Here is a 25,088-nt window from a genome sequence, read left to right as displayed (position 1 = left end):
GCAAATATATAATAAACAATAAAACAAAAACCACTCTTAAATGGAGTGGTTTTTATGGTGGTGCCTCCAGGAATCGAACCAGGGACACAAGGATTTTCAGTCCTTTGCTCTACCAACTGAGCTAAGGCACCATAATTGCTTTTATCAGTTGTTTTTTAGTGGTGCAAAGATATATATATTATCAATACAAAACAAGTCTATTTTAAAGTTTTTATAAGTTTTGTAGTTAATGTTTTGATAATCAGTTTTATTTTTTTTGCTCTTCGGAACTTAGTTGTTCGCTCATTTCCTCCAATACAGGTTTAATAGTGCTTTCAGGGAGGTCGCTGATGCGGATATACATCAATCCATCAATAGCATCATTAAAGTTTGGGTCTACATTAAAGGAGATAACCTTAGCATTTTGCTTAATGTATTTCTTTATCAATACAGGTAATCTCATTTCTGGCTCCAAATCATCAATGAGTTTGTCTAACTTTCCTAAATCTGAGTCTATGCCATCAAAAAATAGATTTTTATCTCTTTCTTTTAGTTTAATTTTAAACTCATTTCTTGGGTGTATGTATTGGGCAACAGCGGAATCATAGTAGTGAGAACGCATAAAGTCTATCATAAGTGATTTAGAAAACTCCGAAAATTTGTTGCTGATACTTACACCACCCATTAGAAATTTGTGATCAGGGTTTCTTAAACAAACATGCACGATGCCTTTCCAAAGAAGAAATAGAGGGAAAGGTTTTTGCTGATACTCCATAGAGATATAAGCTCTTCCCATTTCTATTACTTTTCGGAAGAATGGTTGTAGCTCTTGGTCAAACTCGAAAAGAGAGCTGGTATAAAAACCTTTAATGCCGTGTTTTTTCATCACCTCTTTTCCTAGAGCCATCCTGTAAGCACCTGCGAGTTTTTGGGCTTCTTTATCCCATAAGAAAAGGTGATGATAATGCTTATCATATTCATCTAAATCAAAAGGAAGGTTGCTGCCTTCTCCTACTGCACGGAAGGTAAGTTCTCTTTGTCTGCCTATTTCTCTCATAATGGAAGGTATCTCTTGATAAGAACTGAAAAAGACTTCATAGTTTCCGCTATCAAAGAGCATTTTTCCTTCACTTTTTAGGGTTTCTATCTCCTTAATTAGGCCTTCCTGAGGTGTTTCGTCTATGATGTTTTGAACGATATTTTCCGACTTGTTCGGAATCTTTAAATTGAGGTTTGGGAGCTTCATTAAGTCTGCCAACGATTGCCTTTTGTCATAATAAGTTTTCATAAGGCAAATTTTCTTTTGTAACAAATGTTCCATTTCCTCCACGGAGTCACAGTCTTCTATGATTTTTACAGAAACAGGTTTCCCAATTCTTACTCTAATAGGTTTTTCTCTTTTGTTCATCATTTCAGATGGAAGCATTAGAGTTTGCAAATCAGGGTGTATTTTAGACATTGCGTAAAAAAGTTTACTATTTTTAGCATGAAAATACATTGGGACTATTGGGACTTTAGCCTTTTTCATAAGTTTAAGTGCTGGCTTTTCCCATTCTTTATCCATGATTTGAGCAAAAGAGTTATTCTTGTTAGAAACCTCTCCCGCCGGGAATATACCTACGCAACCACCTTCTTCTAGATGTTTTAAGGTAGCTTTCATTCCTTGCAAACTACTGCGAATTTCTTTTCTGCCTTCAAAAGGGTTTACAGGGATTACAAAAGGTTTCATAGGTTCAATTTTCTCTAAGAGAAAATTGCCCATAATTTTAAAATCAGGACGAATTTCGGTTAAGATTTTACACATTAGTATGCCGTCTATCGCTCCCAGAGGGTGATTAGCAACTAATATGAAAGGTCCTGTTTTAGGTATTTTTTGTAAATCTTCCTCAAAGACGATGTACTTTAAATTTCTTTCCTTAACAAAAGCTTTAAAGAAGTCTCTGCCTTCAGTATGTTTTATTTTGTCATAGAGAGCATTAACTTGATTAATCCTCGTTAAACGCATAATTATAGAAGCAATAGGAGATTTTAAAAATCCTATTTTGTCTAAACCAGCAGCTTTTATTAAATCCTTTTTAGAAATGAGACTCATTAGTTATTGTTTTTTTCTGAATTCTAAAGAATCACAATTTGAACGGTGTTTTTAGAAATCTGTTCCAGTAAAATATTTTTACCTTCGTAAAGTCGGTCAAGTTTATCCATATCAGCATTTCTTATAGTAAATAAGGATACATTTTTAGAAACTTCTGTTTTAAAATTAGCTTGTAGAGCTTCATTAAGTTCGTCTAGTTTTCCAAATTTATCCTCTAAACAAAGAGCTAATGATATAGCAGAGTTTTGCATCAACGATACTTTTATCTTTAGTTGAGATAAAAGATTAAAAATAAAACTAATATGGTCTTCTGCGATGAAAGAAAAATCTCGTGTAGATATTTTAATTAAGTTTTGATTTTCCTTAAGTATAAAACTTTCTTCTCTTTGATTTTCTTCTGAAATGCCTACTTTAGTACCTGCTTTTTGTGGTTCTACAAAAGATTTCACAAAGAACGGAATATTCTTTTGCTTTAAAGGTTGCAAAGTTTTGGGGTGGATTACAGATGCTCCATAGTATGCCATTTCTATAGCTTCTTCATAGGAAATGTTAGAAAGCAATTTAACATCTTTAAACTTTCTAGGGTCTCCCGTCATAACACCTGGTACATCTTTCCAGATAGTCATTGCGTTAGCATTAAGGCAATAAGCGAAAATAGCTGCGGAATAATCGGAGCCTTCACGCCCTAGCGTTACAGTGAAATTGTTGGCGTCAGAACCAATGAATCCTTGTGTTACATAGCATTTCTCTTTATTAAGTTGAGAGATATTGGCTTCGGTTTCTGTCCAATCTACTACACCCTCACGGTAAGTATCGTTGGTTTTAATGAAATCTCTAGCGTCAATCCATTCATTACTAAAATTTCTAGAATTGAGGTATTCGCTAAGGATTTTAGAAGAAATCATTTCCCCGCAGCTCACCACTTGGTCATAGACGAAATTGTAATTAGGCGATTTGTTTCTTCTTAAAAAAGCTTGTACATCATCAAAAAATAGTGAGATTTCATCAAAAACAGGGTGGTTTTTATCAAAAAGTCCAGAGGCTATTTCTATATGTGATGTTTTTATTTTCTGAATTTCTTCATTATAATTTCCTTTCTGGAAGTAAACTTCTACAACTTTCTCCAAAGCATTAGTGGTTTTACCCATAGCAGAAACTACGAGTAGGCACTCTTTAAAACCTTGGCTCTCTAGTACAAATGCTACATTTTTAACACTCTCGGAGTCTTTTACTGAGGCTCCCCCAAACTTAAATATTTTCATACAATGTGTTATTAAAAGCTAAATAATTTTTAGAGTTAAGGTCTTCCGACAAACCAAAACAATTTTCAAAAGTATTAAAATCAGTTGAAAAAAGAAATACAAAAATTTAATTTGGATAAAAAAGTTTTCTTAGTTGTGAAAATTCGAGTAAAATTCCGAAATTTGTGGCTCTAACTAATAAATCTAAAGATGTCACAACAACCATTACAAACATTAGGCGAGTTTATAATTGATAAACAAGATGATTTTCAGTATTCTACGGGGGAGCTTTCTAGACTCTTAAGTGCTATAAGGCTAGCCTCAAAAGTAGTGAATAGGGAAGTGAATAAAGCAGGGATTGCAGATATCATTGGTAAGGCAGGAAACACCAATATACAAGGGGAAGACCAGCAGAAATTAGATGTCTTGGCTAATGATATTTTCATTAACGCACTTTCTCAGAGAGAAGTGGTGTGTGGTATCGCTTCGGAAGAAAGCGATGATTTTATAGAAATAAAATCAGGTGAGAATGGGCATTTGAGTAAATATGTGGTGTTGATAGATCCTTTAGATGGGTCGTCTAACATAGATGTTAATGTGTCGGTAGGGACGATTTTCTCTATTTATAGAAGAGTTACAGAGCCAGGTACTCCTGTACAGCTAGAAGATTTTTTACAAAAAGGGGTTAATCAAGTGGCAGCAGGTTATGTAGTGTATGGTTCTTCCACGATGATTGTTTACACCACAGGGAATGGAGTGAATGGCTTTACATTAGACCCAAGTTTAGGTACTTATTATCTCTCTCACCTTAATATGCAGTTTCCTAAAAAAGGGAAAATATATTCTATAAACGAAGGTAATTATATTAAATTTCCACAAGGGGTTAAAGATTATTTAAAATACTGCCAAATGGAAGAAGGAGACCGTCCTTACACTTCTCGTTATATAGGCTCTTTGGTTTCGGATTTTCATAGAAATATGATTAAAGGTGGAATTTACATCTATCCGTCTTATTCACAGGCTCCTAACGGAAAACTAAGGCTTCTATATGAATGTAATCCGATGGCATTTTTAGCAGAACAAGCGGGAGGTAGAGCGTCTAATGGTTTTCAAAGAATTTTGGAAATAGAGCCTACAGAGTTGCACCAAAGAGTGCCGTTTTTCTGTGGAAGCGAAGAAATGGTAAAAAAAGCAGAGGAGTTTATGGCTCAAGCTAAAGATGCTTAATGAGGGCTAATTATAATAAATATACACTCAAATTCAAAACACCCAGCGGTACTTCGCGGGGTGTTTTGATTACTAAGGAAACTTATTTTCTAGAGGTTGCAGACGGTATAAACAAAGGGCAGGGAGAGTGTGGTTTGTTTAGAGGGTTGAGTTATGATGATGTTCCTGATTATGAAGAAAAATTGATTTGGTTGTGCGAAAATATACATTTAGCTCCTGAAGTTTTGAGAGAACATCTTCGTCATTACCCGTCTATATGGATAGGTTATGAACAGGCGATGATGAACTTGGTTCAGGATAAATATGTTTATTTTCCGTCAGATTTTACAGAGAGTAAAGATTTTATAAAAATCAATGGGTTGATATGGATGGGCTCGGTAGAGTTTATGCAAAAACAAATAGAAGATAAACTTTCTCAAGGTTTTGATTGTATTAAACTAAAAATAGGAGTTGATTGGGCTTCCGAGAGACAAATTATTTCCGAGTTAAGGCATATTTATCCTAAAAATCAATTAGAAATAAGAGTAGATGCCAATGGAGCTTTTACAATGGAGGAAGCAAAAACGGTATTACAGCAACTTTCTGATTTAGAAATTCATTCCATTGAACAACCCATAAAGGCAGGGCAATTAGAAGAAATGTCAATGCTGTGTCAGAATATGCCTACACCTATAGCTTTGGATGAAGAACTGATAGGCGTGGTGCAGGTGGAAGAGAAACAGAAATTATTAGAAAAAATAAAACCTCAATACATTATTTTGAAACCTTCTCTGGTAGGTGGTTTTTCTGGGACTGATGAATGGATAAGTTTAGCAGAAACTTTAGGTATAGGCTGGTGGATAACCTCTGCTTTAGAAAGTAATATCGGTCTTAATGCTATTGCCCAATACACTTATACTAAACAAAGTAAGATGCCTCAAGGATTGGGTACTGGTGGCTTGTTTACCAATAATCTAGAAACACCTATTGTTCTTAACGGAGATAGGCTAGGGTTTGTTAAGTTTTAGTTTATTGTCAATTAAGAAATTAGCTCTAAATTTGCCGAAATTTTAAAAAGAGAATGAGTAAAATCAATAAACTCAAAATCATAAACGACCCAGTACATGGATTTATTAAAATTCCTTACGAAATACTATTTGATGTTATAGAGCATCCTTATTTTCAACGTTTAAGGAGGATTTCGCAAACTGGGCTTCTTAATCTTGTTTTTCCAGGGGCTACACATACGAGATTTCATCATGCATTGGGAGCAATGCACTTGATGTTTTTAGCCTTAGAGACACTTAAACTCAAAGGTGTGAAGATAAGTAAAGAAGAGGAGCAATCGGCGATGTTGGCTATTTTGTTGCATGATGTTGGGCACGGACCGTTCTCTCATGCGTTAGAATCAGTCCTTATGGAAGATTGGCATCATGAAAAACTGTCATTGCTGATTATGAGCCGATTGAATGATGAGTTTTCAGGAGCTTTGTCGGTAGCGATAGAGATGTTTCAGGGGAATTATCATCGTAAGTTTTTCAATCAGTTGGTTTCGTCTCAATTAGATGTAGATAGGTTAGATTACTTGAAAAGAGATAGCTTTTTTACAGGAGTTTCAGAAGGTAATATCAATGCTCAACGTCTGATCTCAATGATGAATGTGGCAGATGATGAATTGGTGATAGATGCTAAAGGGATTTATTCCGTAGAAAACTATCTCACAGCAAGGATGCTGATGTATTGGCAGGTGTATTACCATAAAACGGCATCTTTGGCAGAATTTATGTTGGTTAAAATTTTGAAAAGAGCTAAATTTTTAATTTCTCAAGGAGTTAATTTGGAGGCATCAGAAAACCTAAAATATTTCCTTTATAAGAAAGATTTTAGTTCTATGTCGGAGGAAGATTTGAGCAAGTTTATGAATTTAGATGATACAGATATTCTACAAGCAATAAAACTTTGGCAAAATGAGGGAGATTTGGTTCTTTCTTATTATTGTAAGGCGGTTATAACGCGAAAATTTCCTCAAACTATTTGGTCTTCAGAAGGGTTTTCTCAAAATTTTATAGACGATAAAGTAGAGACTGTTAATAAGCGAATGAATATAGATTTCGGAGTAGATTTTGTTGATGAAATTTCCCGATATTTGTTACCCTATGATAGCGAAAAACAGCCTATCTATTTGTTGGAAAAAAATGGTGGTAAAGTACCTTTAGATGAATCAGAACTATCAGTTTTATCCACGAGCCTCAAGCGCCCTACACAGAAATACATTTTGGCATTTCCTAGGTAAATATGGCTATGATGACTAGGTTTGATGATGTTTTGTAGTATAAATTGCAAGAGAAATATTATAAATTACTATCTTTGCACATTATGGAATTTACAGCTTCTCAGATTGCAGGTTTTATTGAAGGGGAAATCATAGGTAACGAAAATACTTTAATTACAGGGGTTTCTCCTATAGAAAGTGGTGAAGAAGGGCATTTGTCTTTTGTCGCTCAGGAAAAATTTTCTCATTTTATAGAGGAAACTAAATGTTCGGTTCTTGTAGTATCCAAAAAACTCTTAGATAAAAAAGATTATAAAGCTACCATTATAGCAGTAGAAGATGCTTACCTATCTTTTCAGGTGCTAATGAACCTTTACAACGAGATGGTTCAAGATAGAAAATCAGGTGTAGAAGAAGGAACATTTATTCACCAGACGGCTGTCTTAGGAGAGAATGTTTTCGTAGGAGCGTTTACCTATATTTCAGAGAAGACTAAGGTAGGAGAAGGTTCTCAGATTGCGCCTCATGTATATATAGGTAAGAGGGTCAAGATTGGTAAGAATTGTAAAATAGATAGTGGTGCTAGGATTTATGACGGTTGTGTGATAGGAGATAATTGCATCATACACTCTAATACAGTAATAGGAGGAGATGGTTTTGGCTTCCAACCAACAGCAGAAGGTTTTAAAAAAATTCCGCAATTAGGAAATGTAATTATAGAGAATAATGTAGAGATTGGTTCTAATTGTAGTATAGATAGAGCAACGATTGGCTCTACCATTATAGGGGAAGGAACCAAGATAGATAATCTAATCCAGATTGCTCACAATGTTAAGATAGGCAAACATAATGTAATTGCGGCTCAAGCAGGTATTGCAGGTTCTACCACTATAGGCGATTGGAATCAAGTGGGCGGGCAAGTAGGCATTGTAGGGCATATTAACATCGGTAATCAAGTTAAAATACAAGCCCAAAGTGGTGTAAATAATAGTGTGTCTGATGGGGAAATTTTATATGGTTCTCCAGCAATTTCGGCAAGTGATTTCAGAAGAAATTATGTTCACTTCCGAAACTTTAATAAGATTGTTCAAAAGTTAAATCAACTAGAAAAAAACTCAAAAGATAATACTAATGAGTGATAAGCAAAAAACTTTAAAAGAAGAAGTTTCTCTTTCAGGGATAGGTCTTCATACAGGTAAACAAGTTAATCTTACGATAAAACCAGCTAAAGAAAACACAGGTTTTGTATTTGTAAGAACAGATTTGGAAGGAAACCCTCAAGTGGAAGCAGATGTAAACTATGTTACCACTACCGAAAGGGGAACTACATTAGAAAAATTAGGGGTTAAAATACATACTTGTGAGCACCTTTTGGCGGCTCTAGTAGGTATGGATTTAGATAATGCAATATTGGAGCTAGATAGTGCAGAACCACCTATTTTAGATGGCTCTTCTAAGTTTTTTGTAGAAGCAATAGAGAAAGCAGGTATCGTAGAGCAAGAGAAAGCGAGAGAGTACCTAGTGATAAAGGAAGTAATGAGCTATACTGACCCAAATTCGGGGTCTGATATTACGATTATCCCTTCCGATACTTATGAAATTACAACTATGGTAGATTTTGGTACTAAGGTATTGGGTACTCAAAATGCGACTATGAAGCATATTTCTGAGTTTAAAGAGGAATTTGCTAGTGCTAGAACTTTTAGTTTCTTACATGAGTTGGAAATGCTTTTAGACCACGGACTTATCAAGGGTGGAGATATTAGTAATGCCATTGTTTACGTGGATAAAGAACTTACACCAGAAACCACAGAAAAACTCAAAAAGGCATTTGGTAGAGAAGAAATATCTATCCGTCCTAATGGAGTTTTGGATAATTTAACTTTAAACTATCCTAATGAAGCAGCTAGACACAAGTTACTAGATGTCATTGGAGATTTGGCATTGGTAGGAGTTAAAATAAAAGGTAAAGTTATTGCTAACAAACCAGGGCACTTTGTTAATACTCAGTTTGCTAAAAAACTGAACCGCCAATGGAAACTACAAAAGAAAAAAAATGTGCCTGACTTTGATTTAACCAAGGAGCCTGTTTACGATATCAATGGGATTATGGGGTTGCTTCCGCACCGTCCACCATTTTTATTAGTAGATAAAATTTTAGAATTGTCTGATACTCATGTGGTAGGGCTTAAAAATGTATCAATGAATGAACCTTTCTTTACAGGGCATTTCCCAAAAGAACCTGTAATGCCTGGGGTTTTACAGATTGAAGCAATGGCACAGACAGGCGGTATTTTGGTATTGGCTAATGTGCCTGACCCAGAAAACTATTCTACTTACTTTGTTAAAATAGACAAGGTTAAGTTTAAGAAAAAGGTAGTTCCTGGAGATACACTTATCTTCAAAATAGACCTTATAGAACCTATTAGAAGAGGTATTGTGCATATGCAAGGGTATGGTTATGTAGGAGATAGCGTAGTGGTAGAGGCAGAGCTTATGGCTCAAGTAGCAAAAACTAAAATCTAGATTAAAGATGATTCATCAGTTAGCAGCCGTAGATAGACGAGCTAAAATAGATAAAAATGTGGTAGTAGAGCCATTTACCACCATAGCTGCAGATGTGGAAATTGGGGAAGGTACTTGGATAGGTCCTAATGTGACGATTATGAATGGGGCTAGGATTGGTAAAAATTGCAGAATTTTCCCAGGGACAGTGATTTCAGCAATACCACAAGATTTAAAATTTGAAGGTGAAGATACTCAGGTGATTATAGGTGATAATACTACAATCAGAGAATCGGTTACCATCAATAGAGGTACTAAAGCATTGGGATATACCAAGATAGGTAGTAACTGCCTGATAATGGCTACCTCACACATTGCTCATGATTGTGTTTTAGGAGACCATGTAATTATTGTGAATGGGTGTGGTATTGCAGGGCATGTAGAAATAGGAGATTTTACTGTTATGGGTGGGCTTTCTGCAGTTCATCAGTTTGGTAAAATAGGTAAACATGTAATGGTATCTGGAGGTACACTGGTAAGAAAGGATATTCCGCCTTATGTTAAAGTGGCTAGAGAGCCTATGAGCTATGCTGGTATCAATTCTGTAGGGTTGAGAAGAAGAGGTTTTTCTAATGAAAAAATATTTGAGATACAAAAAATCTATCGTATCATCTTCCAAATGAAAATGAATGTTTCTCAAGCTGTTTCTTATATAGAGAAAGAAATGCTTCCTACTGCGGAACGAGATGAAATCCTACAATTTATACAAAACTCACCTAGAGGTATTGTAAAAGGTTACGGTACAGGTAAAGATTAAATAAAAATAAATAACATATTATATAGATGGCAACAACAGCTGATATTAAAAAAGGTCTTTGCATCAATTACAGCAACGACATTTACAAGGTAATCGAGTTTTTACATGTAAAACCAGGTAAAGGACCTGCTTTTGTGAGAACTAAACTTAAGTCTGTAACTAATGGTAAAGTGATTGATAACACTTTCTCAGCAGGGCATAAGATAGACGAAGTAAAGGTAATTACTCGTAAATTTCAGTACCTTTATGATGATGATAATGGGTTCCACTTTATGAATAATGATGACTTTTCTCAAATCTATATTGGTAAAGAAATGATTGAGAATGCTCAGTTTATGAAAGCAGGAGAAGAAGTTACTATCATTATGAAGGAGGAAGATGAAACGCCTCTTTCAGCAGAAATTCCACCTACAGTTTATCTAGAAGTGGTAGAGGCTGACCCAGGTGTAAAGGGTAACACTGCAACTAATGCTCTTAAAAACGCTATCGTGGAAACAGGAGCTAGAGTAATGGTGCCTTTATTTATAGAACCAGGGGATAAAATAAAAGTAAATACAGAAGATGGCTCTTATTTAGAGAGAGTTAAATAATTAGTCTAATAAATTCGGAGGGAGTTGTTCTCTCCGAATTTCATTTTTTAATTCATATTCAATTATGACATTTTCAGAGCCACAAACGCTTAAAGCGATTGCCGATATTATAGGAGCTCAATTTGTTGGAGATGAGAGTTTTCCTGTTTTAGGAACTAACGAGATTCACATGGTGCGTCCAGGTGATATTGTATTTGTAAACCACCCAAAATACTACGATAAAGCATTAAACTCGGCTGCTACTATTATTTTAATAGATAAAGAAGTGGCTTGTCCAGAGGGGAAAGCTTTACTTATTTCTGATGATCCTTTTAGAGATTTTAATAAAATAAATACTCACTTTACACAGATTTATAATTTTAAGAAAGATTTAAATGATGCTCAGATAGGGGAGGGGACTTTTATTCATCCTTCTGTAGTGTTAGGAAATCAAGTTAAAATCGGTAAGAATTGCCACATTTTCCCTAATGTGGTTATTGGTGATAGAACCGAAATAGGAGACAATGTTATCATTCAGTCTAATACCGTTTTAGGAGGAGATGCATTCTATTATAGAAAAATAGATGGTAATTTTGATAGATTGATTTCGGTGGGTAATGTAGTGATAGAAAATAATGTAGAAATAGGTAATGGGTGTACCGTAGATAGAGGAGTTACTGCCTCTACAGTAATAGGCGAAGGTTCTGTGTTGGATAATCAAATCCAGATAGGTCATGATACCGTTATTGGTAAAAAATGCCTTATCGCTTCCCAAACAGGTATTGCGGGGTGTTGCGTGATTGAGGACGAGGTTACCATTTGGGGACAAGTAGGTATGGCTTCTGGAGTTAGAGTAGAAAAAGGCACGGTACTACTCGCTAAATGTGGTGTAAATAGAGATTTAAAGAAAGGAACTTATTTTGGCGCTATAGCAGAAGAATTCCGTGATTATTTAAGGAAGGAAGTCAGGTTGAAAAATTTGAAATAAAATAATTTTTTCATCAATTTAAAAATTCTTAAATTTACCGAAAAATAAGAATCCTTTAGTGAAGGGTAGTTATAATCAAAAAGAAAAATAAATAAATTTAATATGTCAGTATTAGTTAACAAAGATTCTAGAGTAATAGTACAAGGGTTTACAGGAAACGAAGGAACTTTCCATGCAGGTCAAATGATAGACTACGGAACAAACGTAGTGGGAGGTGTAACTCCAGGAAAAGGAGGTACAGAGCATTTAGGTAAGCCTGTATTTAATACCGTAGCAGACGCTGTGGAAAAAGCAGGTGCTAATGTAAGTATCATTTTTGTACCACCAGCATTTGCTGCAGATGCTATTATGGAAGCTGCAGATGCAGGGATTAAAGTGATTGTTTGTATCACAGAAGGGATCCCAGTAGCTGATATGACTAAAGTGAAAAATTATATTGCAGATAAAGATTGCCGTTTAATTGGACCTAACTGTCCAGGTATCATCACTTCTGATGAAGCTAAGATTGGTATTATGCCAGGATTTGTATTCAAGAAAGGTAAAGTAGGTATTGTATCTAAATCAGGAACACTTACTTATGAAGCTGCAGACCAAGTGGTAAGAGCTGGTTATGGTATTTCTACGGCAATAGGTATTGGTGGAGACCCTATCATTGGAACTACCACTAAAGAGGCTTTAGAAATGTTTATTAACGACCCAGAAACTGAAGCTGTAGTAATGATTGGTGAGATTGGTGGTAACCTTGAAGCAGAGGCTGCTAAATGGTATAAAGCTAGTGGTTCTAAGAAGCCAGTAGTTGGTTTTATTGCAGGGCAAACAGCGCCTAAAGGAAGAACTATGGGACACGCTGGTGCTATTGTAGGTGGTGCTGAAGATACTGCTCAGGCAAAAATGGCTATTATGAGAGAAAACGGAATCAATGTGGTAGATTCTCCAGCTGATATAGGAGTTACTATTGCAAAGGTTTTGGGATAGTATTTTTGAAAAATAAATATTGAAATTTTAATTACAATGGTAAAACTCTGATGATGAATTGTGTATCATTAGAGTTTTATTCTTAAATAGAAATAGATATGAAAAAAGTAATTTTAGCAGGGCTAGGTTTAATCTTTGGGTTGTCTTCTGCACAAATCAATATTCAGTTTGAAAATACTCGTTTTGGAGTAGGGGCTGGTATGAATTACTCTGGAGTAAAAAATGCACATAATCCATCAGGTAAAAGGTTAGGTTTTCAAGTAGGAGCTTTAGCTTTAATTCCAGCAGATAATGATGACCAATTATATTTGCAGCCAGAAATACAGTACTACCAAGCTGGGGAAACAGGTTATAATAAAAGAGAAGGTGATAAAAATACTAAATATTATAACGATTATATTAGTGTACCTATTTATGTAAAAGGTTACTTTTCAGAGGCAGAGTCTGAATTTTTTGGAATGTTTGGTCCTAGATTTAATTTTCTAATCAATCAAACTGTAGAGAGCCCATCTAGACAGGTTTATACGATAGAGGGAAATGACCCAAGATATCCTAATCTTAATGGAAAGGCAAGTAGTTTTAATTTTGGTTTAGGAGTGGGACTAGGATTTAGTTATAAAAGACAATTAGAAGTAGCACTAAAGTATGATTTGGGACTGTCTAATACCTATCGTCATATGGTAGAATCATACACGGGAGATTTAAGTACCGAGAAGAAAAAATCTGAACAAGTACTAAGTTTAACGCTTAATTATATTTTTGAATAAAATCAAAATAGTTTATAATGAAAAAGAGAGATGAATTTCATCTCTCTTTTTGTTGCCTTAGTTTTTGTAAAGCTCAATAACTTTATTTATTTTGTCTACTTGTTTGTGAAGACTATCACTATTAGGTTGAGCTTTTAGCAGTTCCATTTTTTTTGCAACTCCATCTTGGAGCATTTGTATAATCATCATTTTAACTTGAGGATTGTTTGGGATTTCAGATTTAGCTTGACCTAAAATTTTGGTGATAGATTCTGTGGCTTTTAAATTATCAGAAGTCATAATCCAGTTGAAACCTTCTTCCGCTACACTACCTAACTCAGGATTTTGAAATTTTAAGAAAGGATAAAAAGTGACCAATCCGCCAATGTATGGCATCTGAGACTCTATCTTGTTTTTAACGATGGTAGGTAGTAATGTGGTAATTAATTCCTCTGAAGCACCAGAAAGATCTATTTTGTCTGCTAAACTTTTAACGCGTTCAGGCTCGGTCTGTGCAATGGCAGCCAATGCACTTCCTTTAATGGCGTTAGATACCGCATCAATATTCTTCTCATATAGAGGTAGATATTTTTTGTTTTTTGTTTTAGATAAAGCTAATATTGCGGCTGCTCTTACTAAAGTTTTAGGATCATTGTTAGCGATTTTTTCAACTTCAGCCAATGCTACCTTTGCGTGTGCGGGGTTAGATAAATCTAAAGCATTAAGTGCTTGAATTCTCAATCTGAAGAAATCATCTTTTAGTGCAGCTACTATTGTTTTTACTGATTTAGGGTAAGTCGCAGTTTCTGAAGCCCCTTTTAGTGCTAAATATCTGCTTTTGTATTCTTTAGACTTAGTGTATTGTAAGTAGAGTTGTTCGGGAGTTTTGCTGTTGTTTATTTCAGCTAAAAGAACTCCTGCAGGATCTACATTTATTAAATCAGGATTTTTATTCACACTAAAAGTAAAATCATTTTTAGTTTTTGCATTTACCCATACATCTTGGCGTTTTACAGAGTTTCCTTCGTGTAAATCTATAGTAAGTGGGAATTGAAATGGCTTTTCTTGACTTTGTAAAACAGATACCGTTACTTCTTTTTTTATAGGTTCGTAGCTGTATTGTATGTTTAATTTCGGATTTCCACTGTTAAAGTACCATTGATTGAAGAACCAATTTAGGTCTTTGCCAGAAACTTTTTCAAACGAAAGTCTTAGCTGGTGAGCTTCTCCAGTACCATACTCGTGAGTTTTGAGGTAGTCTGTTACACCCGCAAAAAAGGCATCATCTCCCAAGTAATTTCTTAGCATATGTAGGATAGCTCCCCCTTTATTATAGGATACTAAATCGAACATATCCTCTCTATTCTCATAATCGAACCTTACGAGGTCTTTGTTGAAGTCAGAAGGATTGTGTATGTACCTATTTTTATCGTTATTGAGGTGATAATCTGCGGCATCTTTTCCGTATTTATATTCTTCCCAAAGGTATTCGGAATAGTTAGCAAAACTTTCATTTACAGTGAGATTGCTCCAGCTTTCTGTGGTTACCAAATCTCCAAACCAATGGTGGAACAGTTCGTGTGCGATAGTGCTTTCCCAACGGTTGTCATCTATCAAATCTCCTGGTTTTTGGTGGGCGTGTTCGGCGTGGATAACGGCAGTCGTGTTCTCCATTGCACCGCTTACAAAATCTCTCCCGACTAGCTGAGCGTATTTTGCCCAAGGATAATCATAGCCTAGCTTTTTAGAGAAAAACTCCATCATTTCAGGGGTATTTCCAAAGATTTGTTTGGCATAGTCTGCATATTCTTTCTCTACATAGTAGTCCACAGGGATATCTCTCCACTTGTCCTTAATTACGGCATATTCTCCAACGCCCATAAAGAAAAGGTACGGAGCGTGTTTTTTATCCATTACCCAATGGTCGGTTCTTAGATTATTAGCCTCTTTGGTAGAAGATTTTAGAAGCCCATTAGAAAGAGTAACAAATTTATCAGGAACGGTCATATAAATTTCCTGAGTAGTTTTTTGATTAGGCTTATCAATGGTAGGGAACCAAGCCGAATTAGACTCGGTTTCTCCTTGAGTCCATATTTGAGTAGGTTTGTCAGGGTCTTTGCCTTGAGCATTGATGAAGTAAAGTCCCTTAGCATCATTTATAGCTTTACTTCCTTTTTGTTTTACCTCGTTAGGTCTAGAGGTATATTTAATATAAACTGTATAATCTTGATTTTTCTGATAAGTTTTATCTAAAGAAATGTGCAGAATATCGTCTTTGTAACTGTATTTTAGAGGAGCTTTGCTTCCATTTTTATCTAAAGCCACTTCGTGTATGAGCATTGCTTTAGCGTTAAGAACTAAAGAGTCTGATGGATAGAAATAAGGCGAAGCAGTAAGCCATTCCTCTCCGTTAAGTTGCTCTTTTTCAAAGTCAAAACTTACTTTTAGTTTGGTATGCTTAAGTTCGGTAGTTTTAGTATGTGTAGCACGATAGACGGTTTCTCTCCCAGAAGTTTCGGTTTGAGCGAAACTGTATTGGGTAGAAATAATACAGCCTAAAGCTAAAGCAGTGATGATAATTTTTTTCATATATACTTAATTTAGATTTTAAACATTTTACTAATTGATTGTTGACTATACAGCAACAGGTGCTTTAATACCCGAATGTGGGCGATAATTTTCTAGTGTAAAATCCTCAAATTTAAAATCAAAAAGGTCTTTTACGCTAGGGTTTAGTTTCATAGTAGGAAGCGGTCTAGGCTCTCTGGAGAGTTGTTTTTGTACTTGTTCAAAATGATTGTTATAGATATGCACATCTCCAAACGAGTGAATGTACTCGCCTACTTGTAAACCACATACTTGGGCTACCATCATAGTCAGCAATGCATAGCTAGCAATATTGAAAGGAACACCTAGAAAAACATCAGCACTCCTTTGATAAAGTTGTAGTGATAACTTACCATCAGCAACATAAAACTGAAACAAAGCATGGCAAGGAGCTAGTGCCATATTAGGGATTTCGGCAGCATTCCACGCAGATACGATGAGCCTTCTGCTATCAGGATTAGTTTTAATTTGGTGTATAACCTCTGAAATTTGGTCTATAACTTTACCATCAGCACCTTTCCAGCTTCGCCATTGAGCACCATAGACGGGACCTAAGTCGCCATTCTCGTCTGCCCATTCGTCCCAAATGCTTACGCCATTCTCGTTAAGGTATTTAATATTAGTATCTCCTTTTAGAAACCAAAGGAGTTCGTAAATAATAGATTTGAGGTGTACCTTTTTTGTAGTAACTAGAGGGAAGCCCTTAGAAAGGTCGTATCTAAGTTGATAACCAAAGACACTTCTTGTACCTGTGCCTGTTCTATCGGTTTTGTCTGTCCCGTGGTCTAGTATATGTTGAAGTAAGTCTAGATAGTTTTGCATTATAATCTTTTAAATCCCAAATTTAATGTTTTTTGGGAAGTATGAAAACATAAAATGATTGTAAACTAAAAAGAATCTCCTTTTATAAAAAGAATTGCTCTAAAAAAATCTCTATTATAATATACAATGGGGAATAAAAACTTATTCAGCCAATTAGGACTTTGTGTTTGGAGAGTTCATCATCATCTGTTATTAGAAACGCTTTGTTTGCAAATCTTTTACTCTCTCAAAAGTAATCTAATTAATTTAACTTCAATATGGTTATAGAATTAAAAAATGAAGTGTTCACATACTCAGAAGCTTTAAGATAAAAGCGAGGATTGGGATTAGCTAAATTACGAGAAGTCCCATCATCTACCCAGTTATCATCGGCAAAACCTAAAATAGAAAAGCTAATATCTGCATCTTGGCTCAATATTAAAGGGAAAGAAGTATTCAGCCAGCCCTCATAAAAAGTTGCATAAGGGGTACCTACAACAGTTCCATTTCTTTCTTCATTAACTTGAAAAAAACAATATTCCGCACCATAAATATCATGACCGACAAAAAACATGTATTTTCCTTGTGGAAGATGTATAGCATCTTTATCTGCATTGTAAGTAATTCCTATTTCATCAAAATAAATAATAGTATTATTAGCTTTTTCCTTTACCGCTACTAAACTTCCTCCACTTTTAACCGTAGGCACGGTAAAGTTATTGTTGGACAAAACAATTTTAGCCATTTTATTACCAATCGACAAAGCCTGCCAGCTGGCAAGACCGTTTGCATCTGAAGTAAGCACCCGCCCCGCTTGTTGCGTACCGTCCGCTATCTTTACGGCTCCTGCAACATCCAATTTAACAGTAGGGGAAGCAACACCCACGCCTACATTACCGTTGTCTAATACAGTAACAGTTTCTGTGCCCGAAGTATTTTCTACTCGAAACGATTTTGAAGCAGAAGATTTTGATTTTACATCCAAAGTTGCACTAGGTGTGGAGATGTTAATACCTACTTTGCCACTGTAATCTTGCCCATAAACCGCTAAACCTAAACCTAGAAAGGCAAGTACACTTAATTTTGTAGCTGTTGTTTTCATAATATTTAATTTTAAAATTGTTAATGATTTTGTTTAATTTTTTCTTTGTTATTCTTTGGGTTAAAATTCGCTAGCGTGGCGTTTAGAATTTCCTAACTAGGGAATTAAGATTTCCTAGCTTGAGAATTACCATTTTCTAGCTAGGAAATTTTTCGTGGGTGGCTAGGCTTTCTCAAACTTCAGCGTTTGTAGCATCTTTTTAAGGTCAGACCCCGGGGTAAACAGTACCTTTGTGTTTCTAATCACTGCCGAAGTTACCTCTTCTTCTTTAGCTTTGCCCTCACTGCTAAGGCTTACTCTCATACTGCCGAGTTCGCCTAGCCTTACAATTCGCCCTTCTGATAATGAGGTTTGCATCACATCTACGAGGGCATAAAGCACCGCTCTAATGTCTGCCCCACTTACGGTGGAAATTTTCTCGATGTCTTTGGTAAGACCCTCTAGAGTTTTCTCTCCTTGATACACAGGCGATGCATAGAATTTTTTGTCGCCTCCGCCCGCCACACCTGGCTGGGCTTTCTGAATGGTTTTGTACTTAATTGACATAATCTATAATATTTAAAGGGTTTAAGGTTCAATGTTTAAGGTTTAAAGTTCTGGGGGCGTAGTTCAATAGCTCCGATGATTCCTTGAATATTTGAACTTTAAACCTTAAACTAAAGCTCTTTGAACTCATAAGAAAACGCCTTTCCCCTCTAAACACACACAAAACGAGAGGAAAGGTTAAGGCAGAAAGACAGCAAAGGCTACCTTTCTGAACGCTAAAAGCACTCAACAAGAACGACCAAGTTGTAAGACAAAACAATGGTGCTTGTAGCAAATATTGATGAAAACTAAATTTAAAATAGGATAAACGAAAAAAGCCCCCAACAGAAATTGGAGGAACATTATTTATAATTGATGATAAAAATCTAGATAAAAAGTAGTATAATACGCGTACGCACGCAACTATTCTGTGTGTGTGGTGTGTGTGTTTACAAAATTATTTGGAACAGCCAAATAATTTTGCAACTTTTTTACATTTTTTTGTATGTGGTTGATAGTGTACTGCATAAACTGGGGCAAACATATCACCTTTTGCGGAAGTGTGCAAATTTTTTTGGGAAAGAATCTAAAAAAAAGAGTTATTTATACTCACAATAAGATTTTTATAAACAAAAAAGTCTCGGATTATCCAAGACTTTAATGATAAATTAAAAGTAAATTTGACTTATTTCTTGATAATTTTCTGAGAAACTTTCTCACCGTTTACTTCTCCAGAAACAATGTAAACTCCTTTAGGTAGAGAAGATAGGTTAAGAGCCTCACCGTTATTTACTTTAGCAGATTTTACTAACTGCCCATTAACATTGTAAATTTTGATGTCAGCATCTGTTCCGAATAGTAGTTGGGTATCTACTACGGTGTTTTTAACTAAGCTGATTTTTTTAGCATTAACATCAAATACAGACATAGCAGTTTCTGTAACTACTACATCGTCTAGAAAAAATCTAGAATTAGTCGCTTGAAAGCCCTCAAAGGTAATCTTTAAATCTCCTGTAGCATTAGTAATATCCACAGTGTAGGTCTTAAAAGCACCTTTGTCTAATGTAACTTCTGAAAGACTTAGTGTACCTCCTGTTGCTGAAATTTTAAGAGAAGTTTGTTCTCTACTAGTATTCCAAGCAGCAGCTCTAAAGGAAAGTGTTCCGTTTCCTGTTAATGCGATAGCTGGGGTAGTTACACTTCCTAGACCACTCCCTGTGCCTATTTTAACACAGGCATTAGCTTCGTAGGCTCTGTTCAGTGTCCAATCTCCATACGAACTAAGAGATGTAGCAGCTATACTGCCATTAAAGCTACCATCATTACCTCCAGTACCATTCATACTGTTAAAATTCTCTTGGAAAACTTGAGCATTGATGCAAGCTGAAATGACTACACTTGCAATTAAAGAATAAAATTTTCTCATAATTTTTTTTATTTTAAAAGTTATTATTTGCCTCAAAAATAAAAACTTTACGGTAAAGCACGAAAAAAAATAAGATGATTTATGTTAAGTTTTGTTAATGTTTTGTTATGTAAATTTGCAATTTCTTGTTAGTCATATCTTGAAGTATATAGTCGCTTTGCTCATAGTTTGGTTTAACTCATATATGGTATATGGGCAGGTATTTTCTTGGCATAACCCTTATCTTAAAGACTCTACAAAGAAAGATAGTCTTATTATAGCTAATATCAACAAAGAGGTTTTTACAAGAGATACATTGGATTTTATAAAGCTACCACAAAGGAGTATCGTAGAGAAGCTAGAGCTTCCGTCTGCCAGTAAGCCTCAACTGGATTTAGGTAACCTTAATGCTCAAGGAGCTATTATAAGAGGGATTTCTTTTGGTAATGCCCAAGGCTCATCGGTGCAAAGCTCAATGGATTTACAGATTTCGGGTCAATTAAGCCAAGAGGTATCTATTTTAGCCAGTATCTCGGACCATAACCTTCCGATACAGGCAGATGGTTATACGCAAACGTTAGACGAGTTTGATAAAATTTTTGTACAGCTCAACATCAAAAAAAAATCGTTCCTTCGAGCGGGACATTTGGATTTGAATGATGAAACGACTTACTTCGGAAGGTATCAAAGGCGTAGTCTAGGGCTAGAGTTTCAAACCAAAATGGGAAAGGAAAATCCAACTTCTATTCATTTGTCGGCGGGGGTGGCTCGTAGCGAATTTCATAGAATTAGGTTTCAGGGAGTGGAAGGCAACCAAGGTCCTTATAGGCTGTTAGGTAAGAATGGCGAAACCTTCATTACCATTATATCTGGCTCCGAACAAGTGTTTATTGATGGCGTTTTAATGAAGAGAGGGGAGAACTTAGATTATACCATCAACTACAATACGGGAGAGGTTGCCTTTACGAGTTTTAGACCTATTTACAATCAAAATTTCATTACCATTTCATACAATTATACTAACCGAAACTACACGCGTTTTTTAGTTACTGGAGGTGTGGAACATCAGCGAGAGAAATTGAAACTTGGGCTTAATTGGTTTCTTGAAAGTGATAACAAAAATGCACCTCTATCGCTTAATTTGAGCGAAGACGACCAAAAGGTATTGGCACAGGCAGGGAGTAATTCTGCTTTGATGGTGGCTCCGTCTGGGGTTGAAACGGCTTACGATGTTAATAAAATTCTTTACCGAAAAGTAAGCGATGCTAATGGGGACTACTATGAGTTTTCTACTGATGCTAATGAAAAACTTTATCAAGTTTCCTTTTCTTACACAGGGCAAAATGTGGGCGATTATACACTGAAACAAACCACGAATAACGGTCGGATTTTTGAGTATGTAGGGCAAGGTAGAGGCGACTATTCTGCGTTGCGAAAGTTACCAGCTCCTCAAAAAACACAGGTGCTTTCGGCGAATGTTTCTTATTTACTTAATCAAGGCTATGTGGGAGCTGATGTTTCGTTAAGTCATTACGATGTTAATTTATTCTCTTCCAAAAATAATGATGAAAATAAAGGCTACGCCGCTCGGATAGTAGGGGCAAAAACCTTTACTAAAGGTCAATGGAAGGGAACGCCAAGCTTTGAGTTTCAGCATATCAATAAGCGATTTCATATCTTAGACCGTCTTAATAATGTGGAGTTCGCTAGGGATTTTAATCTTTCTCAAGAGTTTAATCATAGAACACAAAACAGACTTACATTTGGTTTTTTAAATGAGTGGAAGCAAGGCTCTGCACTCAACTATACCCTTAATTTCCTCAACGAAGCTGGTACTTATCAAGGGATTAAAAATGATTTGAATTTTAAATGGATACAAAACAAATGGCTTACAGAAGGTAATGTATCCTACCTTAATACCAATTCGGATTTTCAGGATACTCGTTTTGTAAGAGGTCTTGCTTCTACTTCATACTTAGGCGAAAAAGGAAGCTGGACATTGGGTGGGCAAATGGAACATAACCTTAAAAACTTCAATAATATCCAAAAAACAGATGCCACGAGTTTTGCGTGGCGAGAACTATTTGTACAGAAAAAAATAGCTGATGAAAACAGAACTTTACTTTTAACGAAACTCTACCTAAGAGAGAACGACTCTGTGAGAAATGCAGGTTTAGAAAAGGTGAATCATATTTTTGGGGCAATGGTGGAGAGCCAAATCATTAAAAATGAAAAAACAACTCTTACGGCATTGGCTCATTATCGTAAGTTTTATCATACTTCGGAATCGTTGGTTCAGAATCAAAATCAGGATTTTGTGGTGGGGAATATTTTATACCATCAGCAGTTGTTTAATAACGGAGCGAGGCTCCAAGCCTTTTATGAGTTGGGTAATGGGCAAGAGGCACAAAGGGAATTTCAGTATCTAAAAGTAACCGATGGACAAGGGATTTACAAATGGACAGACTACAACGGCGATGGGGTACAGCAGTTAGACGAGTTTGAGGTAGCGGAGTATGCCGATTTAGCGCGATACATCAGGGTTTATACCAATACAATAAAATATTTACCTTCTAATAAAAACAAACTTCAGCTGTCGTTATTCATCAGTCCAGCACAGATATTTAACTCTCAAAATCGTTTTGTGAAAAGGTGGAACTTTAATCTTTCGCTTTTATCTCAAAATTCTTTTTATAAAAAAGACCGTGTTTTGGTTTGGAATCCATTTGAAAAACAACAAAATCAAATTCTGAAAAATCAAAACTTCTTGGCAACGGCACAATTTTTACCTAATGAGGTTTCGGGGTGGAATGGCACTTACCGATTGATATTAAATGATAACTTAATAAATGCTAATTTCAGTTTAGAGTCTAAAAAGCAGTCTTCTCACTTGGTGAATATTGGCTATTGGTTCAATAAAAATCTTAGAGCGGATTGGGAAAATCAGTATCAGAGCTTAACCAATGCTTCGGAGATGTTTAAATCTAGAGATTATCATTTAATTCATCTAGAAACACGCCCAAAATTAACCTATAAACTTACAGAGGCTATACAAGCAGAGCTATCTTCTGCTTTAAAGCAAAAACAAAGGCTGGACGGAGAAGAGCTTTTAAAAACCTTTGACCTTACAGGAAGTTTACAATGGGAGCGTTCTAAGACTTCGGTTAGGGGAAGTTTTTCGTTCATCAATAATGATTTTAAAGGCAATAGTTTTAGTTTGGTAGGTAACCAAATGTTGGAAGGACTTAAAGTGGGCAAAAATCAGGTATGGACGGTGTTTTTGCAGCAGTCTATAAATTCATTTATAAAACTTAACCTCAACTATGAGGGACGAAACTCTGGAGATAGAACCATACATATAGGAAGTGTGCAAGTGAGGGCAGGGTTTTAGAGTGCTTTATATAAAAAAAGACTGCTAATTTTAGCAGTCTTTTTTGTTGATTAGTCAATAGGAACTGGTCCATATTGGTTTTCTCTTTCCTCTCCTTTTATAATGAGCAAATAGATATTATAAAAAGGAATTAATAGAAACCAACCGCTTTTACCTACATCGTGCATTCTTCTTACAGCGATAGCTAAACTAGGTAGTAGTAAAGCCAGTGAATATAAAATACCTAAAATCTCTACAAAACTTGATGCAAAGGAAAATAAAAAATTGATTCCTACAAAAGTCCAATAAGCTTTTCTGCTGCTTCTCCCTTTAAAATCAGCGTAATGATTTTTAATCACGCCTATGAAATAATTGTTTAAATTCTCGCCCATTTTTTGAATATTTTTATTTGTTGTTGTTTTTTACTCTTGTTTATTTTTAGGGTTTCTTGAATAATAGATGATAGCATAAATGACAGTCCCTATGATGACCAAAATGAATATTACAAGCCCTGAATATCTATCGTAAAAACTCAGTTTTTTCAACTCTTCAGCAGGCGGTAATTGGTTTTCTTTGATTATCCAGTTGATGTCCTGAGGAGAAAGGTTGTAGTAAACATCATTATACTTGGAGCTTACGCCAACCAAAACAGGTTCTTTGGTAATCCAAAAAGATGAGCCTTTTATTACAAACTCTCCATACAGTATGCCGAGATCGATGTAATCATCTGTTCCGTCGATAGCATAATCATTAGTTTTTGGAAGTTCTGCTACTACTTTTATTCTTTCTACATTGCCAGATTTTCTAGCAGCGTATGTTTGTGTATAACCTGTTATCAGCAAACACAATCCTAAAAATAATTGCTTCATTCAGTTAATTTTCTTCTTTCTTCTCTTCCTCTTCTTCTTCATTAGAGCCAAAGAACATACTGTATCCTAAATACAAGACAATAATTCCTAGTATAACTAATTTCCCCCAATGTCTATCAAGAAAACTTAACTTTGCTAACTCTTCTGCACTAGCTAATTTGTTTTCTTTGATGATGTCTTTAATCTGTTGGTCGGTTAGTTCGTAATAAATTTCTTTGTTAATAGAGCTAAGTCCTACCAATGTTGGTTCTTCTGTTATCCAAACAGGCATCCACGCTATATGGAAATACCTATACTTTATCCCTAAATCCACATATTCCCCAGGACGGTCTTGGTAATCTTCCGTATTGGGTAGGTCTGCTACCATTTCTAGTTTTTCTGTTGTTCCTATCGGAATAACTTTAGCCGCTTGTACTTGGTTAGAAAATAACCCCATAACTGCAAAACACAGTCCTAAAAATAGATTTTTCATAAATGCTTATATTTGTTAATGTTTAAAAGTTTTTATATCTGACCTTTGGTTTTTTTATTTTCTGTAAGAATCTCTTTAAGGATTTGTTCACTATCTACAGGTTCGCTACCTAGAAAGAAGTTGTATCCTACAATCATAAATTTTTCTTTGATACCGTTCTTTTCCATGGTTACTAGATTATAGGTGTCCTTTCTCAATTTTATGCCTTCTCCTGATACTTGGATATGTTTAGCATTAGTGAAATTCATGGTTTTTACATCTATTATTTCTGAAAGTTCATAAACTTTAGTTGGACGGAAATATTTTTTCAGATGTAGCTGGTTATTCTTGATGGTTGCCTTGCACATTATAGCCCATATCCATAGGAAAAGTATAGCTATGCCCCCGAAAATTAAACCGAAAATAATGGTTTTGAGTGTACCATGTTCTCCTCCCATTAGAATATAAAAGAATAGGGCAAAGATAGGTGGCATAAAGATAAGCCCTGCCCAAAAACTTAAATCAGTGTATTTTCCTGATAGTTTTACATCTTGGTATTGTTTCATAG

22 protein-coding genes and 1 tRNA gene are annotated in these 25,088 nt (G+C 35.5%); 11 read left to right on the top strand and 12 right to left on the bottom strand.

Translation table 11 applies throughout. The annotated features are described in order from the left end of the window. Positions 1–55 precede the first annotated feature (55 nt). The 3 genes from D1J36_RS01485 to D1J36_RS01475 all read right to left on the bottom strand — a co-directional run bounded on the left by D1J36_RS01485 (position 56) and on the right by D1J36_RS01475 (position 3,333). A tRNA-Phe gene (locus D1J36_RS01485) sits at positions 56–131 on the bottom strand. A 116-nt stretch (positions 132–247) separates the two neighbouring features. Continuing rightward, the gene (locus D1J36_RS01480) at positions 248–2,071 is read right to left on the bottom strand and encodes a lysophospholipid acyltransferase family protein (RefSeq protein WP_154137167.1); all 1,824 of its coding nucleotides are present in this window, start codon (positions 2,069–2,071) and stop codon (positions 248–250) included. 23 nt (positions 2,072–2,094) lie between these two features. Beyond that, positions 2,095–3,333 (bottom strand): aspartate kinase, encoded by a 1,239-nt coding sequence (locus D1J36_RS01475; protein WP_107046066.1) that lies wholly within the window; start codon positions 3,331–3,333, stop codon positions 2,095–2,097. 189 nt (positions 3,334–3,522) lie between these two features. Between D1J36_RS01475 and fbp the strand changes: the two genes are divergently transcribed. From fbp to D1J36_RS01425, 10 genes are all read left to right on the top strand, one after another. Beyond that, entirely contained in the window at positions 3,523–4,539 is a 1,017-nt protein-coding gene (gene fbp / locus D1J36_RS01470) for a class 1 fructose-bisphosphatase (RefSeq protein WP_154137166.1), read from the top strand. Beyond that, positions 4,539–5,546: an o-succinylbenzoate synthase gene (locus D1J36_RS01465; protein WP_154137165.1), complete on the top strand. Its 1,008-nt coding sequence runs from the start codon at positions 4,539–4,541 to the stop codon at positions 5,544–5,546. Before fbp ends, D1J36_RS01465 begins: the two co-directional genes overlap by 1 nt. Positions 5,547–5,599: 53 nt before the next feature. After that, on the top strand, positions 5,600–6,811 hold the full coding sequence (locus tag D1J36_RS01460; protein WP_154137164.1) for an HD domain-containing protein: 1,212 nt from the start codon (positions 5,600–5,602) through the stop codon (positions 6,809–6,811). 83 nt (positions 6,812–6,894) lie between these two features. Then, complete coding sequence (gene lpxD / locus D1J36_RS01455) at positions 6,895–7,929, top strand: UDP-3-O-(3-hydroxymyristoyl)glucosamine N-acyltransferase (protein WP_154137163.1); 1,035 nt, start codon at positions 6,895–6,897, stop codon at positions 7,927–7,929. After that, positions 7,922–9,316, top strand: a complete 1,395-nt coding sequence (locus D1J36_RS01450) for a bifunctional UDP-3-O-[3-hydroxymyristoyl] N-acetylglucosamine deacetylase/3-hydroxyacyl-ACP dehydratase (protein ID WP_064969499.1) — start codon at positions 7,922–7,924, stop codon at positions 9,314–9,316. Before lpxD ends, D1J36_RS01450 begins: the two co-directional genes overlap by 8 nt. A 7-nt stretch (positions 9,317–9,323) precedes the next feature. Beyond that, positions 9,324–10,112: an acyl-ACP--UDP-N-acetylglucosamine O-acyltransferase gene (lpxA, locus tag D1J36_RS01445; RefSeq protein WP_004918668.1), complete on the top strand. Its 789-nt coding sequence runs from the start codon at positions 9,324–9,326 to the stop codon at positions 10,110–10,112. A 26-nt stretch (positions 10,113–10,138) separates the two neighbouring features. After that, positions 10,139–10,702 carry an elongation factor P gene (gene efp, locus D1J36_RS01440; RefSeq protein WP_004918666.1) on the top strand — a complete coding sequence of 188 codons (564 nt, stop codon included), beginning with the start codon at positions 10,139–10,141 and terminating at the stop codon, positions 10,700–10,702. 64 nt (positions 10,703–10,766) lie between these two features. Further along, positions 10,767–11,669, top strand: a complete 903-nt coding sequence (locus tag D1J36_RS01435; protein ID WP_154137162.1) for a UDP-3-O-(3-hydroxymyristoyl)glucosamine N-acyltransferase — start codon at positions 10,767–10,769, stop codon at positions 11,667–11,669. Positions 11,670–11,771: 102 nt separating this feature from the next. Continuing rightward, complete coding sequence (gene sucD, locus D1J36_RS01430; RefSeq protein ID WP_004918657.1) at positions 11,772–12,644, top strand: succinate--CoA ligase subunit alpha; 873 nt, start codon at positions 11,772–11,774, stop codon at positions 12,642–12,644. A 98-nt stretch (positions 12,645–12,742) separates the two neighbouring features. Then, on the top strand, positions 12,743–13,411 hold the full coding sequence (locus tag D1J36_RS01425) for a porin family protein (protein ID WP_154137161.1): 669 nt from the start codon (positions 12,743–12,745) through the stop codon (positions 13,409–13,411). Positions 13,412–13,468: 57 nt separating this feature from the next. Here the strand turns inward: D1J36_RS01425 and D1J36_RS01420 are convergent, their stop codons facing one another. The 5 genes from D1J36_RS01420 to D1J36_RS01400 all read right to left on the bottom strand — a co-directional run bounded on the left by D1J36_RS01420 (position 13,469) and on the right by D1J36_RS01400 (position 19,851). Continuing rightward, complete coding sequence (locus D1J36_RS01420; RefSeq protein ID WP_154137160.1) at positions 13,469–15,979, bottom strand: M1 family metallopeptidase; 2,511 nt, start codon at positions 15,977–15,979, stop codon at positions 13,469–13,471. Positions 15,980–16,024: 45 nt separating this feature from the next. Beyond that, complete coding sequence (locus D1J36_RS01415; RefSeq protein ID WP_154137159.1) at positions 16,025–16,819, bottom strand: thymidylate synthase; 795 nt, start codon at positions 16,817–16,819, stop codon at positions 16,025–16,027. Between the two features lie 241 nt (positions 16,820–17,060). Further along, entirely contained in the window at positions 17,061–17,900 is an 840-nt protein-coding gene (locus D1J36_RS01410; RefSeq protein ID WP_154137158.1) for a hypothetical protein, read from the bottom strand. A 162-nt stretch (positions 17,901–18,062) separates the two neighbouring features. Continuing rightward, entirely contained in the window at positions 18,063–18,446 is a 384-nt protein-coding gene (locus tag D1J36_RS01405) for an HU family DNA-binding protein (protein WP_154137157.1), read from the bottom strand. 664 nt (positions 18,447–19,110) lie between these two features. Beyond that, positions 19,111–19,851, bottom strand: coding sequence for a T9SS type A sorting domain-containing protein (locus D1J36_RS01400; protein WP_154137156.1), 741 nt, complete (start codon positions 19,849–19,851; stop codon positions 19,111–19,113). Positions 19,852–20,035: 184 nt separating this feature from the next. On the opposite strand from D1J36_RS01400, the gene D1J36_RS01395 reads away from it, so the two are divergent. Further along, positions 20,036–23,221, top strand: a complete 3,186-nt coding sequence (locus D1J36_RS01395) for a hypothetical protein (protein WP_154137155.1) — start codon at positions 20,036–20,038, stop codon at positions 23,219–23,221. Positions 23,222–23,271: 50 nt separating this feature from the next. Here D1J36_RS01395 and D1J36_RS01390 read toward each other — a convergent pair whose 3' ends face one another. From D1J36_RS01390 to D1J36_RS01375, 4 genes are read right to left on the bottom strand one after another with little or no spacing between them, the layout of a single operon-like run. Beyond that, positions 23,272–23,592, bottom strand: a complete 321-nt coding sequence (locus D1J36_RS01390; protein ID WP_154137154.1) for a DUF805 domain-containing protein — start codon at positions 23,590–23,592, stop codon at positions 23,272–23,274. Between the two features lie 30 nt (positions 23,593–23,622). Beyond that, positions 23,623–24,069, bottom strand: a complete 447-nt coding sequence (locus D1J36_RS01385) for a hypothetical protein (RefSeq protein WP_154137153.1) — start codon at positions 24,067–24,069, stop codon at positions 23,623–23,625. Positions 24,070–24,073: 4 nt separating this feature from the next. Further along, positions 24,074–24,541: a hypothetical protein gene (locus tag D1J36_RS01380; protein ID WP_154137152.1), complete on the bottom strand. Its 468-nt coding sequence runs from the start codon at positions 24,539–24,541 to the stop codon at positions 24,074–24,076. Positions 24,542–24,573: 32 nt separating this feature from the next. Continuing rightward, positions 24,574–25,086, bottom strand: coding sequence for a hypothetical protein (locus D1J36_RS01375; RefSeq protein ID WP_154137151.1), 513 nt, complete (start codon positions 25,084–25,086; stop codon positions 24,574–24,576). Positions 25,087–25,088: the final 2 nt, after the last annotated feature.

The sequence above is a fragment of the Riemerella anatipestifer genome (assembly GCF_009670965.2).
In the GTDB taxonomy this organism is placed as follows: Bacteria; Bacteroidota; Bacteroidia; order Flavobacteriales; family Weeksellaceae; genus Riemerella; species Riemerella anatipestifer_B.
This window is presented reverse-complemented; position numbering and strand designations above follow the sequence as displayed.

Bases quoted from the DNA above. Each gene is read 5' to 3' on its own strand.
- D1J36_RS01480 (WP_154137167.1), bottom strand. From the start codon at position 2,071: ATGAGTCTCATTTCTAAAAAGGATTTAATAAAAGCTGCTGGTTTAGAC.
- D1J36_RS01475 (WP_107046066.1), bottom strand. From the start codon at position 3,333: ATGAAAATATTTAAGTTTGGGGGAGCCTCAGTAAAAGACTCCGAGAGT.
- fbp (WP_154137166.1), top strand. From the start codon at position 3,523: ATGTCACAACAACCATTACAAACATTAGGCGAGTTTATAATTGATAAA.
- D1J36_RS01465 (WP_154137165.1), top strand. From the start codon at position 4,539: ATGAGGGCTAATTATAATAAATATACACTCAAATTCAAAACACCCAGC.
- D1J36_RS01460 (WP_154137164.1), top strand. From the start codon at position 5,600: ATGAGTAAAATCAATAAACTCAAAATCATAAACGACCCAGTACATGGA.
- lpxD (WP_154137163.1), top strand. From the start codon at position 6,895: ATGGAATTTACAGCTTCTCAGATTGCAGGTTTTATTGAAGGGGAAATC.
- D1J36_RS01450 (WP_064969499.1), top strand. From the start codon at position 7,922: ATGAGTGATAAGCAAAAAACTTTAAAAGAAGAAGTTTCTCTTTCAGGG.
- lpxA (WP_004918668.1), top strand. From the start codon at position 9,324: ATGATTCATCAGTTAGCAGCCGTAGATAGACGAGCTAAAATAGATAAA.
- efp (WP_004918666.1), top strand. From the start codon at position 10,139: ATGGCAACAACAGCTGATATTAAAAAAGGTCTTTGCATCAATTACAGC.
- D1J36_RS01435 (WP_154137162.1), top strand. From the start codon at position 10,767: ATGACATTTTCAGAGCCACAAACGCTTAAAGCGATTGCCGATATTATA.
- sucD (WP_004918657.1), top strand. From the start codon at position 11,772: ATGTCAGTATTAGTTAACAAAGATTCTAGAGTAATAGTACAAGGGTTT.
- D1J36_RS01425 (WP_154137161.1), top strand. From the start codon at position 12,743: ATGAAAAAAGTAATTTTAGCAGGGCTAGGTTTAATCTTTGGGTTGTCT.
- D1J36_RS01420 (WP_154137160.1), bottom strand. From the start codon at position 15,979: ATGAAAAAAATTATCATCACTGCTTTAGCTTTAGGCTGTATTATTTCT.
- D1J36_RS01415 (WP_154137159.1), bottom strand. From the start codon at position 16,819: ATGCAAAACTATCTAGACTTACTTCAACATATACTAGACCACGGGACA.
- D1J36_RS01410 (WP_154137158.1), bottom strand. From the start codon at position 17,900: ATGAAAACAACAGCTACAAAATTAAGTGTACTTGCCTTTCTAGGTTTA.
- D1J36_RS01405 (WP_154137157.1), bottom strand. From the start codon at position 18,446: ATGTCAATTAAGTACAAAACCATTCAGAAAGCCCAGCCAGGTGTGGCG.
- D1J36_RS01400 (WP_154137156.1), bottom strand. From the start codon at position 19,851: ATGAGAAAATTTTATTCTTTAATTGCAAGTGTAGTCATTTCAGCTTGC.
- D1J36_RS01395 (WP_154137155.1), top strand. From the start codon at position 20,036: ATGGTATATGGGCAGGTATTTTCTTGGCATAACCCTTATCTTAAAGAC.
- D1J36_RS01390 (WP_154137154.1), bottom strand. From the start codon at position 23,592: ATGGGCGAGAATTTAAACAATTATTTCATAGGCGTGATTAAAAATCAT.
- D1J36_RS01385 (WP_154137153.1), bottom strand. From the start codon at position 24,069: ATGAAGCAATTATTTTTAGGATTGTGTTTGCTGATAACAGGTTATACA.
- D1J36_RS01380 (WP_154137152.1), bottom strand. From the start codon at position 24,541: ATGAAAAATCTATTTTTAGGACTGTGTTTTGCAGTTATGGGGTTATTT.
- D1J36_RS01375 (WP_154137151.1), bottom strand. From the start codon at position 25,086: ATGAAACAATACCAAGATGTAAAACTATCAGGAAAATACACTGATTTA.